This is a genomic window from Acinetobacter sp. GG23, assembly GCF_057766365.1.
This window is the reverse complement of the sequence record NZ_JBYMDJ010000010.1, coordinates 1-13,655: the sequence shown is the minus strand read 5'-3', so window position 1 is coordinate 13,655 and position 13,655 is coordinate 1. Positions and strand designations below refer to the sequence as shown.

Annotated in this window: 14 protein-coding genes and 1 pseudogene; 6 read left to right on the top strand and 9 right to left on the bottom strand. The window is 40.2% G+C overall.

All coding sequences use genetic code 11. The features are described 5' to 3' along the window. Window positions 1–17: 17 nt before the first annotated feature. Window positions 18–437 (top strand): F0F1 ATP synthase subunit epsilon, encoded by a 420-nt coding sequence (locus AC3CAU_RS14540; RefSeq protein ID WP_447053888.1) that lies wholly within the window; start codon window positions 18–20, stop codon window positions 435–437. A gap of 152 nt (window positions 438–589) precedes the next feature. Beyond that, entirely contained in the window at window positions 590–883 is a 294-nt protein-coding gene (locus AC3CAU_RS14535) for a hypothetical protein (protein WP_424621176.1), read from the top strand. 20 nt (window positions 884–903) lie between these two features. Here AC3CAU_RS14535 and AC3CAU_RS14530 read toward each other — a convergent pair. The 6 genes and pseudogenes from AC3CAU_RS14530 to AC3CAU_RS14505 all read right to left on the bottom strand — a co-directional run bounded on the left by AC3CAU_RS14530 (window position 904) and on the right by AC3CAU_RS14505 (window position 5,194). Continuing rightward, a pseudogene (locus AC3CAU_RS14530) lies at window positions 904–1,348 on the bottom strand (AAA family ATPase). A gap of 283 nt (window positions 1,349–1,631) precedes the next feature. Continuing rightward, window positions 1,632–2,264 (bottom strand): hypothetical protein, encoded by a 633-nt coding sequence (locus AC3CAU_RS14525; protein ID WP_131217714.1) that lies wholly within the window; start codon window positions 2,262–2,264, stop codon window positions 1,632–1,634. A 145-nt stretch (window positions 2,265–2,409) separates the two neighbouring features. Further along, window positions 2,410–2,766, bottom strand: coding sequence for an RcnB family protein (locus tag AC3CAU_RS14520; RefSeq protein ID WP_131217713.1), 357 nt, complete (start codon window positions 2,764–2,766; stop codon window positions 2,410–2,412). Between the two features lie 209 nt (window positions 2,767–2,975). After that, window positions 2,976–3,521: a glutathione peroxidase gene (locus AC3CAU_RS14515; protein ID WP_131217712.1), complete on the bottom strand. Its 546-nt coding sequence runs from the start codon at window positions 3,519–3,521 to the stop codon at window positions 2,976–2,978. A gap of 156 nt (window positions 3,522–3,677) precedes the next feature. After that, a complete protein-coding gene (locus tag AC3CAU_RS14510) occupies window positions 3,678–4,229 on the bottom strand; it encodes a hypothetical protein (protein ID WP_447053889.1) in 552 nt (183 codons plus the stop codon). Between the two features lie 185 nt (window positions 4,230–4,414). Continuing rightward, window positions 4,415–5,194: a helix-turn-helix transcriptional regulator gene (locus AC3CAU_RS14505; RefSeq protein WP_447054356.1), complete on the bottom strand. Its 780-nt coding sequence runs from the start codon at window positions 5,192–5,194 to the stop codon at window positions 4,415–4,417. A 158-nt stretch (window positions 5,195–5,352) separates the two neighbouring features. On the opposite strand from AC3CAU_RS14505, the gene AC3CAU_RS14500 reads away from it, so the two are divergent. Next, window positions 5,353–6,294 (top strand): DMT family transporter, encoded by a 942-nt coding sequence (locus tag AC3CAU_RS14500; RefSeq protein ID WP_447053890.1) that lies wholly within the window; start codon window positions 5,353–5,355, stop codon window positions 6,292–6,294. A gap of 392 nt (window positions 6,295–6,686) precedes the next feature. On the opposite strand, the gene tsaC is transcribed toward AC3CAU_RS14500, so the two are convergent. From tsaC to AC3CAU_RS14485, 3 genes are all read right to left on the bottom strand, one after another. Beyond that, window positions 6,687–7,256 carry an L-threonylcarbamoyladenylate synthase type 1 TsaC gene (tsaC, locus tag AC3CAU_RS14495; protein WP_131217708.1) on the bottom strand — a complete coding sequence of 190 codons (570 nt, stop codon included), beginning with the start codon at window positions 7,254–7,256 and terminating at the stop codon, window positions 6,687–6,689. Between the two features lie 44 nt (window positions 7,257–7,300). Next, window positions 7,301–8,446: a DNA-processing protein DprA gene (dprA, locus tag AC3CAU_RS14490; RefSeq protein ID WP_447053891.1), complete on the bottom strand. Its 1,146-nt coding sequence runs from the start codon at window positions 8,444–8,446 to the stop codon at window positions 7,301–7,303. A gap of 264 nt (window positions 8,447–8,710) precedes the next feature. After that, window positions 8,711–9,871, bottom strand: coding sequence for a LysM peptidoglycan-binding domain-containing protein (locus AC3CAU_RS14485; protein ID WP_447053892.1), 1,161 nt, complete (start codon window positions 9,869–9,871; stop codon window positions 8,711–8,713). Window positions 9,872–9,990: 119 nt separating this feature from the next. On the opposite strand from AC3CAU_RS14485, the gene def reads away from it, so the two are divergent. The 3 genes from def to AC3CAU_RS14470 all read left to right on the top strand — a co-directional run bounded on the left by def (window position 9,991) and on the right by AC3CAU_RS14470 (window position 13,178). Next, window positions 9,991–10,521, top strand: a complete 531-nt coding sequence (def, locus tag AC3CAU_RS14480; RefSeq protein WP_131217705.1) for a peptide deformylase — start codon at window positions 9,991–9,993, stop codon at window positions 10,519–10,521. Window positions 10,522–10,612: 91 nt separating this feature from the next. Beyond that, window positions 10,613–11,041, top strand: a complete 429-nt coding sequence (locus tag AC3CAU_RS14475; protein WP_447053893.1) for a DUF2946 family protein — start codon at window positions 10,613–10,615, stop codon at window positions 11,039–11,041. A 73-nt stretch (window positions 11,042–11,114) separates the two neighbouring features. Then, window positions 11,115–13,178 carry a TonB-dependent copper receptor gene (locus AC3CAU_RS14470; protein WP_447053894.1) on the top strand — a complete coding sequence of 688 codons (2,064 nt, stop codon included), beginning with the start codon at window positions 11,115–11,117 and terminating at the stop codon, window positions 13,176–13,178. Window positions 13,179–13,655: the final 477 nt, after the last annotated feature.

Genomic DNA, 13,655 nt, shown 5'->3' with positions numbered 1-13,655 from the left:
TAATTTAGGAGATTCTCATGGCGACTATGCAATGTGATGTTGTAAGTGTAAAAGAGTCTTTGTACTCTGGCACTGTAACGATGCTAATTGCAAAAGGTGCTGGCGGTGAGTTGGGTATTATGCCTGGCCATGCTCCGCTAGTAACTTTGCTCCAACCTGGCGCGATCCGCGTTATTTTGGAAAACGGTACAGAAGAGTTGATCTATGTATCTGGTGGTGTTCTAGAAGTTCAACCGCATGTTGTTACGGTTCTTGCAGATACTGCAGTTCGTGCTGAAAACTTAGATGAAGCTGCAATTCTTGAAGCGCGTAAAAATGCTGAAACTTTGCTAGCTAATCAAAAGAGCGATTTGGACTCTGCTGCTGCTTTGGCTGCTCTTGCAGAAACTGCTGCTCAGTTGGAAACCATCCGCAAAATCAAAAACCGCGCTCAATAAGAGACGGTTCGAGATTGAAAGACCACCCGAAAGGGTGGTTTTTTTATGCCCAATTAAAAGCATGAGTTTCTTAATTGATATATCTAAAGTTGCATATATTTTATTCATCCCCTGTATTAAGTTGAATTCATTCCATTCACAAATTTTATCTTATGAACCTCATTGAACATGAAGCCCACTTTTGGGAACTTTACCAAGACTTTGAACAGTATTATCTCGGCATTGCTGTAGATATGAGTTCAGTCGTATCTTGCTGGGACTTGGTTTTAACAGAGGATGAAATTCAAACCTATAAACAGCAGGGTCGAGCGGGTATTCAGGAGCTAGCAAAATCCATGGTTGCTGCAGCTTATAAAGGTGATTTTTCCATAATGGAAAGCCGTTTAGCCAAACCTGAAGCACAGCAAGCGATGCAAACTGCTTTTAAAACATGGCGTGAACAGTAAAATCAATTGATCAGAAAAGATTAGCAGGACATAGGCAATACAGAAAACTCGCCATTACCGATGATTTTCACTACGTAAATTTCAGTAAAGCCTTCCTCTAAAGTGGGCATTTCCAGTTTTTTATAAGTCGCTCGAACCCCGACTTCAGGAATATTGGCTTTACCGATACGATAACTATTACGCTCTAAAGTGCTGGTTAAATCGGTTTCAAAATAATAAGCAATCACTTCAAAAGCCAGCAGCTTTAGCACGCTCAATATAACGTGCGCGATCTGCTTTTGTCGGGTTGGTATTATCAATGACACATTTGGCTTTACTGGCTAAACACGCTTCAAAAATTAAATTTTCACGGTGCCGGGTCTTCAGCATATCCAGATTAATCCGCAAATGGCTGTGATGCAAATTCAGTAAATAAAAAGAAGATTTACCCGAAGCCTGAACACCAGTAAAAATAATCAGTTGCATGAAAAAATCTGCGAACTAGAAAGAGAGACCTGATTAAATCATGCAATGAAGGATATGGCGAAATTTACCGTGAATGACAGGACTTAAATTATCTATTTTAGTTGTAGTTAGAATGCATAAAGATGATGAAATTTTTATAATAAGTCTAACTCTAAAAGAAGCACCAGAGATAATCGTTCATAGCACGGTGAAAGCAGATATCAGTGTAGAAAACTCTAGAGAATATCAATGATCAATTTCGACCCACCCAGTTATGCTGAATGGGTCGAAACTGGTTGAAATATTAGCTTTCCTGGTTTTGTTCATTTGAGTCTTGTTCATTCTGATCTGATTCATCCTGACCTTGTGGAATGATCATACCAGCCAGTTTGATCATTTCCATTTGAATGCTGCCCATCTGTTTTTCAATTTTCTTGAAATCGACCTGACTTAAATCGACATCACCATTTAACAACGGGGTAGCTAAAACTTGCTGATTGGCTTGCATAATATTTTGACGAATCGAATCAATCTCCTGACTTTTCAGGTTCAAGCCAGTCAATGCCTGATTAAATCCAGTCAGTTCCTGTTGCAGATTTTTGGCAGTAGCTTGCAGCTGCTGTTGATCTTTATCATTAATTGCGGTTTGCAACTCACTTTGAGTTTGCTTCAGCTGTTCAACATAATCACCGGCTTTAAGCTGCATATCCGCAACGTCACGCACGATATAAAACATGTTGCCACTTTTCAGCTCAGCCTTAGAGGTTGCTGCCGATTCTGTAGCTGATTCTTTAGATGGCTGTTCAGATATTTCGCTTGATTGTGAAGTTTGGGTTTCTGTTGAATCAGGTGAGTTTGCTTGTTCACAACCAATCAATAACAGACCCGCACTAAACATCACAAAAGGAGAAACCACATTTTGGATGATTTTTTTCATAATCAATTCATATCTTTACTTTAATGGTTGTTAATATAAGGGCGAAATGTGGAGAAAAAACTGATTGTTGCAAAGCGATAACAAATTTATTTTTAAAGTATAAAAAGAGCACCGAAGCACTCTTTTTTGACTAAGATTGTTGAAATTAACTGCTAATAATTTTAATGATTTTATGATTCATGACATTGGTTAACACATAATCGCCATTCACTTTAATCCATTGCTGGTTTTTACCGGGTTTGCTCAATTTTTTAAATTTTTTGTGATCCACTTTATAGCTTTGACTATAGTATTGAGTTGGGACTTTTTGACCCACTCTCCAGTCATGTGACGGATTGACCGCTTTTTTATAGACAGTATGGTGATGTTGCTGAACAGGTGCTTTATGGTGATTTTGAACTTGATGAGATTGACCGTAATGATCTTGTGGGGCAGCCATTGCAGGTGCAGCAACTAAAGCAGTAGAAAATGATAAAACAATTGCTTTGACTAGAGTATTCATACTTCACCTTGTCTATATGGCGGTTGGTTGATAAGTTCATCCTATGCCTAAGTCATTGATAGATAGTGAACGTCGTGTTATTGAATAATTAAAATAAAGGATGAAATATGAAGTAGGGAAGATGGATTTTCATTACTTTAAATTATTGTTTTTATAATAAAAAAATAAGCACCTACACGGTATGTAGATGCTTACATTGTTGTTACAAATTATTTGGCAAGTTCGGCATTCACTGCATCAACAATACGGGCATCATCCGTTGTAATATCCGGTGCAAAACGTGCCACCACTTCACCTTGTTTATTCACTAGGAATTTTTCAAAGTTCCACAGCACTTCCGGTTTTGGATTCGGTGTTAAACCATAATCGACCAGATCTTTCCACCACGGCCCTTCACCAGTACGTTCTGGAATGGCTTGAGTCAAAGTTTGATAAAGCGGATGCTTATCTTCACCAGCAACCGAAATTTTAGAAAAAAGCGGGAAATCTACTTGATAATTGAGTGAACAGAATTCTTGAATTTCGTCGTCAGAACCTGGTTCTTGTGCCAGGAAGTTATTGGCCGGAAAACCTAAAATCTCAAGTCCTTGATCTTTTTTGTCCTTATATAGTTTTTCTAAACCTTCATATTGTGGCGTTAAACCACATTTAGAGGCAGTGTTTACAATGAGCAGAACTTTACCTTGATATTGGTTCAGTGTGGTTTCATTGCCTTGAATAGTTTTGACAGGAATGTCATAAACGGAATGGCCCATTCTATTGTCCTTAAATACTTGAGATAATCACTGTTTTGTTTTAACGGTTATTAACGCTATCGACAAGCATTTATTTTGATTTGTAGATTAATTTTATTTGGGATAAAAGAATTAAAAAACAGGTCAATAGACCTGTTTTTTAATATCAAGCTTAGATTAGGGTGCTGTTTTGGCTTTATTTTGCAAAGCTTGGGTTTCGGAAACCAGTTCTTTTTGCAATGCAGCAACACGGTTTTGAAGCTCGGTTATTTTTTTCTTGTCAGGGGTATTGGCAATACTTGCTTCAGAAAACTCTACACCCACATTATTGGATTCTTTAATTTTTTTACGTAATGCATCCACTTCTGAACTTTTCAGGTTTAAAGCATCAAGGTCTTGGTTAAAGCGTCCAATATAGGTTTTCATTTCTGCAACAATTGTATTTAAAGAAGCTTTATCGCCTTTTTGCGCGGCTTCATTGGCTTTATTTTGCAAAGCAGAAGCTTCTTGGGTTCGGTTGGTAGAGAGGGTTTCGATCTGGTTTAAATCGTTTTTAATATCTGCAGCATTGTTTGAGCTTAAGGCAACAGTTGCAGGCTGAGCACTAGCAGGAGTAGATACCGCTGAGCTACTCGTCGATGACGATGCAGGTGCTTCATTTGTTTTTTTATCACATGCTGTTAATGCCAAAGTGGCAAAACACAGTGAAGCTAATAATCGTTTTTTCATAATGCATCCTCACAGGTTTACATCACTAAACCTGATTCTATTCATTCAAATTTAAAAAATATGGCACATACTAGGCGGAGTCCAAACAGTAAAGTCGCATATCTGACTGGCTGCTGACTATGGTGTTTTTGTTGGTAAGCTGCTGCAAATTGCAAAAAGAGTTACTTATTTAATAACATGAGAATTTAGATGTCACGCAATTGTGCAGGGGTTTGTTCGGTATAACGCTTAAAGAATTCAATAAAACTGGAACTGTGCTGATATCCCAATTCATAGGCCAGTTTTTTTACTGTTTTGCCTTGGCGAATCTGGGTGATCGCATATAAAATTTTGGCCCGATTGCGCCACTCAGATAAACTCAACTGTAATTCCTGCTGGCTTAAACGCAGTAAATGTCGTTCGCTGATGGATGAATCTCTAAGAAGTTGCTGCAAGCTTTTGTGAAATAGCTCTGGACTGGCCAATTGCTGTAATAGGGGCTGAAGCAAAACATGGTTGGTTTGCGGTAAATAATGCTCATAGGCAGGTGCAGTTTTCAGTTGATCAAATAATACCTGTAATAAATGCTGATAATGGGGCGTGGTTATGTCTTGCTGTTTTTGTCCCAGAATTTCATGCACCAGATGACGCAGAAAAGGGCGAATACTTAAAGTTTTGGTGCAAGCAGAAAAATGCTCACACAGGTAAGGATGCACTCGAATACAGACATAGTGAGTAATTTGTTCATCCAGCGCGATCGAGGTATGCGCGGTTTTTGGTGGCAACCACAGACCATAATTGGGTGGTGACAGATACCTTTTTCCTTCTATTTCATATTCCAGAATACCGTTCAGACTAAAATTAAAATCACCCCATAAAGAACTGTGTGGCGCCACAATTTCATCTTTTTGATAAAAGAAATCATTCACTTCTATATACTGTTCAATATGCTTTAGCATATAAAAATCCTTGTGCTCATTTTTTATTGATCGATTGATGATGGAAATATTCTGAAGCTGATTTGAATAACCACAACCTGATCAATCAGTGTCTGTAGCTCAATACTGATGTCTGAAATTCGATATTCTAATTATTTCAGACTTCGGTAAAAATGAATATCGAATATTCAGGTACGGGAAAGGGTATGACACAGCAAAATAAAACAGTCTGGTGGGCACTGGCTTTGCCATTACTGGCAGTTTTAATCTGGTCTTTGAATATTACTGTGACCCGGTATGTCGCTGACTATATTTCTCCGGTCAGTATCAGTTTTTATCGCTGGTTAGTAGCCTTTGTGGTTTTAACGCCTTTTATGTTGGTTAAAGTCTGGCGTGAACGTCAATTGATTATGCAACATTGGAAACAGCTCGCAGTATTAAGTGCTTTTGGCATGGTGTTGTATCAAGGGCTGGGCTATACCGCTGCACATTATACGACTGCGACTAATATGGGCATTATCAATGCCTTTATTCCGGTGTTTACCATTTTTGTTTCCATGCTTATGTTGAAGGATATTCCCAACCGTTTTGCAGTGGTAGGCAGCATTTTATCTTTTATCGGCTTGTTGTATGTGATGGCACAGGGAAATCTGCTCAATCTGGTTCAGTCAGGTGGACATCTGGGCGATGCCATGATGGTGCTTGCTGTGTTTTTCTATGCCTTTTATGGAGTATTTCTTAAAAAGTGGCAACTCCAAATTCCATTGATGATTAGTTTGTATGTGCAGATCGCTTTTGCCTTGCTTTACCATTTACCCTTTGTTTTATATTTAGGACTGGATCCAGTTGATCAACACAATCTAGGCAGTGTGCTATATGCCGGAATTTTTCCCTCTTTGATTGCACCATTCGTCTGGATGCTGGCAGTACAAATGATTGGGCCGAACCGAACCAGTATTTTTATGAACTTAATGCCGGTCTGCACTGCAATTATTGCCTATGTGTGGTTAGCAGAAGCGTGGACGATTTATCACAGTATTGGGGGAGTCATCATTTTGCTGGGAATTTTATTGGCACAAAAGAAAGTAATTCCAGTCAAGACAGCAGAAAAACTGAATGCTGAAGTTAAAATTTGGTTTAAAAAATAAGCAAACGAATCTATTTTATTTATTTATTCTTCATCGAATTTGGCTATGAATCATGGTTTCTCAGTGTACAGAAAACAGTGATTTGAAGAAAACATAATTAAAAAATAGTGAGATAATTTAACTTATTAAGAAAATATGATGAATGTTTCATAGTTTTTAAGTGTTTTATAAAATAAATAAGATATTTGTATTACAAAACAATTTATTAGATAATATATATATCGTGAATGTTTAAGTTATTCTTAACAATATTTAGACTTTTGCAACCAGATTTACCGACCCTCTGGATGTGATTTATGCACATCCTTTTTATGCTCAGCCGTCCCTATATGGCTGAGCTTTTTTTTGCCTAAAAATCAGCATTTATTATCAAATCATGAAATGACCCCCGCTTAAGCGCGGATCACTTCACCTGTTTCGGCATCAATGATGCGGCTCGGTTCTTGGCTAAGCCCTAAATCACCATTCAAGTAATCGATTTGCATTGAGAAATATTGGTTGGCTTCTTGCAGTGAGCGGGCAGGTTGGCCACCGGCAGGATTGGCACTGGTCGATACAATAAAACCATCAAATGCATTACATAGCGCTACGCATAAAGGGTGGGTGGTTACACGGACGGCCACTTTAGAATGATTACCTCTAATCCAGTTGGGAATATGGTTGCCAGCAGGCAGTAACCAGGTGGTTGCTCGTTCACCGGGAGAGCGATGACTCCATGAATCAAGCACTTTTTGACGCATTTCTGCGGTGAGGGATTCTAAGAGATGCTCAACTTGTGCGATCTGAGCCGCCAGTAAAATCACCCCTTTTTCCATCGGACGCTGTTTTAAACGTAAAATTTCCAAAAAAGCCTGTTGGTTAAAAGGATCACAGCCTAAGCCCCAAACTGCCTCTGTAGGATATGCTAAAACATGTCCTTGTTTTAAACATTCAGCAGCTTCGGCAACAGAGGTGGTAATCATTGGATTTTATTCCTTCAAATATATTCAAAGGCTTATTGTGAACCTTATTTGCTTGGACGACAACGTAGATACAAACCCGCCTGCTGCATACATAAGCCCAGCAATTCCAATTCCATCAGTTGGCTGGTCAGTGTGCCGATATCTAATGGCTGTTTAACAATAATCTCATCTATATTTTGCCCCACCCAATCCAGCTGGTTATACAGTGACGTTAAGTGAGGCGGTAATTCGGCTGGTGCTTCAAGGCTATGTGAATTTTTTGTTTGTTCGCTGTGCTGTTGAGTATGCCATTGGGTGGGGAGGGCCAAGTCTTCAATCACCTGTTCAGGATGCTCGACCAAAATAGCACCTTCCCGAATCAGTTGATGACAGCCTTGATGATGCTCACTATAAATATGTCCTGGAATGGCAAACACCGATTTGCCTTGTTCAGCAGCAAGTTTGGCCGTAATCAGTGAACCACTCTTTAACGTGGCTTCAGCAACAATTACGCCCAGACTTAAAGCGCTGACAATTCGATTACGCCGTGGGAAATGGTGTTGTAAAGGCGGTGTTCCCGGTAAAAATTCAGTCACCACCGTACCCGAATGAGCAACAATTTGTTGTCGCAGCTGCTGATGCTGGGTCGGATAGGTTTGATCTAAGCCGGTGCCCATTACGGCAATAGTTCGACTATGACGTAAAGCCCCTTGATGTGCGGCTTCATCAATCCCTTGCGCCAAACCACTACCAATATAAAAGCCCTTTTCACTGAGATAAAAAGCAAAATCATAAGCCACTTGGCGTCCATGACTGCTGGGTTTGCGACTACCGACAATGGCAACTTGCGGTTGCAACAAGGCTTGAGCATCTCCTTGACCAAACAGAATAGGCGGTTTATCTGCATAGGGTAACAGTTGAGTCGGGTAGTCGGGATGGTCGAGCGTAAGGATAAAATCGCTATTTTTTTGAATCAGAGCAATACAATGCTGAAATTGCAACTGTGCTTCGGCAAGGTGAAAATCTCGCAGGCGTTGAATATGATTTTTGTGAATGCCAAGCTTTTGCCACGTTTCAATTTGATCAGGCAGGGTTGCCTCGGCCAGATGGGTATAGTGTGCATTAATTTTATAAAAGCTGGTCAGCGAGTGTTGAACCAGAAACCACAAGCGAATGTAATCCAGCTGCACGGAGCTTAATGAGTTGAGCATAACGAGACCTTTAAATATGTCTTCTTTTTATTGTTTAAAATAGGGTCTGTTGCCAGTTCATAAATGGTTTGCAGCGCAAAGCGAAGCTGGAGACTAGAGTATTTTTTGATGCTATGTCGTTGTGAACTACGCACTTCGAATGACTAAATTGTGTAGTTCACGTCTCATATCCTTTAAAAAATACTTGTCGTCGCAAACATAGACGAATTGTCAACAGACCCTAGAAATGAGGCCGAATTGCAGCCTCATTTCTAGATATAAGGATTAGTCATCCATCAGTGGTGGCTGAATGCCAGCACCGACTTTAATCGGTAATTCGCTATCAAGCACATAAGCATAGCTTAAGTTTTCAAAGCTTCTGAATACCATAATGTTACCAATACGTTGACCCGGTAATTGAACACGTTCTTTAGTTTTCGGATCAGTTACGATTTCACCTTTTTGGTTCACTGTGAGCACATGTCCGACTTGGACGCCTTGCAAGCTGCCACGGTCAATGGTCACTACGCTGTGTTTTGCAGCTGTTCCGATGGAACCCATTACGCGAACCACTTGGCCACCGGCAACCACATCTTCTGCATTGGTTGGGTAGAACAAGGTTGGAAGCATTGCATCATATTCAGGCAGAACACGGTCACCACGACGTACTTCAGAATTATACGTATCAGTCAGTTCAAGGGTGGTAATGTCATTTTCACCGCTTACAGCCACACCAGAAGCAACTTGAATTAACTCAAGACCAGCATTGTACTTTTTACCCTTGGCGTCGCTAAACATATACGGTTCGCCTTCACGATAAACTGCATAGCGTTGACCAACTTCCAAGCCATTTCCGCGTGCATAAACGGTTTGACCTTTGGCAGCAAGAACACGTTGATCCGCAGTACCTAAAATGTATGGGGTACCTGTAATAGATTCAGGCGCCACAATGGTGCTACGTTCTAACCAGTGTTTAATGTATTCCAGTGGAATGACAGGAATGGCGTTGTTTAAAGATTCAACCCGAACTTGAGGTTGAAGTTTTGTACCCGTACCACCCGTATAACGACGGATAATCCCTTCACAGCCATCACCTTCATCTTTACCGATGATTGGTTTGCCGTTATAGGTACACATGAGCAGACGGTCGCCCGGGAAAATCCAGTGCGGATTTTTCACATGTTTGTTGCTTGCCCAAATTTCAGGCCAACGTACCGGATTCTTTAAGAATCTTTTAGAAATATCCCATAAAGTATCACCTTTTTTCACCACATAAACTTGTGGTGCTCCGGCTTTTAAGGCAGGTGGGTTGATATTACGGGCCGGGGCTGCTTCAGCAAGGCTTACCATCCCGATTCCAACACTTACACATACGGCAAGTGCCAATAATTGTTTTTTAAACCCCAAGGCACTAAAATTTGGTGTGCCCTTCAAAACCTTTTTCATTATCATAATTCCTAAAATTATGTATGTAGTTGCGTTATAATAACGATATTACACACATTTTTTTGATGAAGCATTCCTTCATTTTGTTTTTTGATCAATGGCATAAGTGAGGACACCGTATGGCCTTATTACCTGTTTTAAGTTTCCCGGATCCCCGTCTTCGTACCATTGCTAAACCAGTCGAAGAAGTCACTGATGAAATTCGTCAGCTTGCAGCAGATATGTTTGAAACCATGTATGAAGCGCCTGGTATTGGTTTGGCTGCAACACAGGTCGATCATCATATTCAGCTGATTGTCATGGATTTATCTGAACATAAAGATCAACCCATGGTATTTATTAACCCCAAAGTCACCCCATTAACTGAAGAAACTCAGCCCTATGAAGAAGGCTGTCTATCAGTGCCTCAAATATACGATAAAGTTGAGCGTCCGTCACGTGTAAAAATCGAGGCAATTAACCTTGAAGGTCAGTCATTTGAGCTAGAAGCAGACGAACTTCTCGCTGTTTGTATTCAACATGAAATGGATCACTTAAATGGTAAGTTATTTGTCGACTATTTATCGCCATTAAAACGTCAACGTGCACGTGAAAAAGTCGAAAAAACTATTCGTCAACGCCAGAAAGAGAAAGTTACGGTAAAACGTTAAGCCCAAATTGGCAGGTAAAATGAACATTTACAAAGTCCAATTCCGATTGGGTTTTGCTATACTTAAGTTAGACAAATTTTAGGGTCTGCTGGTGCTTTTGCGTAGTGGTCTGCTGCTATCGTGTATAGCGGTATTTTTACAGATTGCTGTTTTTTTACAGCCTTTGCTTCCGAAGCAATATCAGATTGCTCCGGTCTGTGAAACCATTACGCGTGCATTATTACTCAGCGCTACTCCTATTCATCAAACTTCAACTTCTGAACACTCCCATCATCAAGTAACTCAAGACACTCAACGGCATGATTCGCATGCTGGGCATGATCATGATGCCAGTCATAAGTGTCAGTACTGTACCGTCTACGGTAATTTGGTTTTACCCCCTGAATTAGACGTCAAAGAAGTTTTAGACCGTATTCAAATTCGCTTAATTGCATTCCAAAAGACGTTTAGTCATGTCTGGTTTGTTTTACAGCGACTCTTTCTGCTGCCCCAAGGGCGAGCCCCGCCACTATTTGCATAAATCAACCATTTGAAATTTCTGGGTCTTGGATGACTCCAGCCCAGTTGTATTTATGTATTAGTGAGATTTAAAAATGGCTCAGCCTAAATTTTATTTACAGCCTCTTGCGGCTGCAATTTGTGTGGCTTGTTATTCAGCTTCGGTATTTGCCGAGCAACAAAATACCATCGTTCAAACTTTAGCACCGATTGTGGCAACAGCTCATTCCGGCAATGATGCCAATGGACTCATTGTGCGTGCAGATGCTAAACAGCCGATTCAGCCAATTCCAGCCAGTGATGGTGCTGATTATCTGCAAAGTATTATGGGATTTAGTTCGATCAAAAATGGCGGTACCAATGGTGATGTGACTTTCCGTGGCATGTTTGGTTCGCGGATTAAAATTTTAGCCGATGGCACAGAAAATCTGGGGGCCTGCCCAAACCGTATGGATGCGCCGACTTCTTATATTTCACCTGAAAGTTATGACCGTATTTCGGTGATTAAAGGACCGCAAACGGTGCAATATGCCAATACTGGTTCGGCTGCGACCGTCATCTTTGAGCGCGAAGCCGAAAAACTGAGTCAAGATAAGCCTTACCGAGGTCAAGCCAGTGTGCTGATGGGTTCATACGGTCGTCTTGATTATAATGTCGAAGCGGCAGTCGGGGATGAGAAAAAATATATTCGCTTAAATGCCAATCGCTCAGTTTCAGATAGTTATAAAGATGGGGAGGGCAACACGGTTCCTTCGGATTGGCAACGCTGGAATGCTGATGTGGCGTTAGGTTGGACGCCTGATGAAAATACTTGGATCGAACTTACTGGCGGGAAAGCAGATGGCGAAGCGGTCTATGCAGGTCGTGAAATGGATGGTTCTCAATTTGCACGTGAAAGCCTTGGGCTTCGTGTAGAAAAGAAAAATGTCACTGAGGTGATCAAGAAAATCGAAGCACAGGTGAACTATAGTTTTAACGATCATGTCATGGATAATTTTAGCTTACGTGAATTCAAACCAAGTGGGATGATGAGTATGCCAATGGCTTCAAACGTCGCACGAGAAACCTTAAATGCGCGTCTGGCTGTGACACATGAATGGGACAAGCTGCAATTTATTAGCGGTTTGGATAGTCAAAATAATGAACATTCCAAGCGCAGCGGCAGCTTAATGACCCCCTATCAAGATCAAGCGCGTAGTAAAGATATGAAATTCCGCTCTTATGGCGCTTTTGGCGAACTTAGTTATGAGTTGAGTGAGCAAAATAAATGGGTCGGTGGTGCTCGTTTAGATCAAGTCAATGTAAAGGACCTGCGTACGGAATCTCTCATCAGTGGCTATAACCGCGAATTGGATAAAACTCTACCCAGTGCATTTATTCGTTTTGAAAATCAGCATCCGGAACATGATGCCAAAACCTATATTGGCGTAGGTTATGTCGAGCGTATGCCGGATTATTGGGAGTTATTTAGTACAGCTCATGGAAATGCCGGTACAGTGAATGCCTTTAATGGAATCGATACCGAAAAAACCTTACAGCTGGATTTGGGCTATCAACATGAGCATGGCGCCCTGAATTCTTGGGTTTCTGCTTATGCAGGTTTAATTAATGATTATGTGTTGATGAGTTATCACGTGCATAGCATGCCTGGAATGATGAACCATGGTAAAACAGCGGGTGCTAAAAATGTCGATGCCACGATTGCCGGAGCTGAAGCAGGGATTGGTTACCAATTTACCGATCATCTACAGGCCGATGTCAGTGCTATGTATGCATGGGGTAAAAACACTACCGATGATAAACCTTTACCGCAAATCTCTCCTTTAGAAGGGCGTGTCAATCTGCGCTATGTGCAAGATCAATATACTTTAGGTGCATTATGGCGTGTGGTAGATAGTCAAAATCGTATCAGTAAAGATCAAGGCAATATTGTGGGATATGATCTAGCTGAAAGCAGTGGTTTTGCAACCTTGTCACTGAATGGCACCTACCATGTTCGCGATGGAGTGGATCTTTCTGTAGGCATTGATAACGTATTGGATAAAACCTATAGCGAGCACCTAAATAAAGCCGGTAGTGCAGGCTTTGGATTTGCAGCTGATGAGCAATTCAATAATATTGGTCGTAATTATTGGGCACGTGTGAGTATGAAGTTCTAATCATTTCGTATTTATAAAAGTAAATGAAGTTAAAAAAGCCATTGTTGTACAACAATGGATTTTTACTATTTGGAGGTAAGCAAAGATACGTTAGGAAAAGCTTTTATAAAATTTGAATAGTAAGAAATTGAGCTTTGCAGCGTATTTTGTATGTTTGAACAGTACCTTGGCGAATAAGAAGACAGAAATAGAATTAATATTGAACGATAAACTTGATATTGAAAGTAATTTTTTAAATAAAATTTATATAAAACAATATCTTAATATTAAATTGGCTAGATTTTAAATAGGGGTCTAAATAAAATAGAAAAATAATTAAAATAAATTGTTATTAAATAACAATAACTTATTTTTTTATTGGTTTGAAAAATAAACACACGATAAAAAATGTTTTTTAGAAGTGTTGCAACCCCTCTAAAATGCTGTAGAATGCACATCCATCGGCGGTGATGTTGATTAAAACTTGTTGAGAAACAA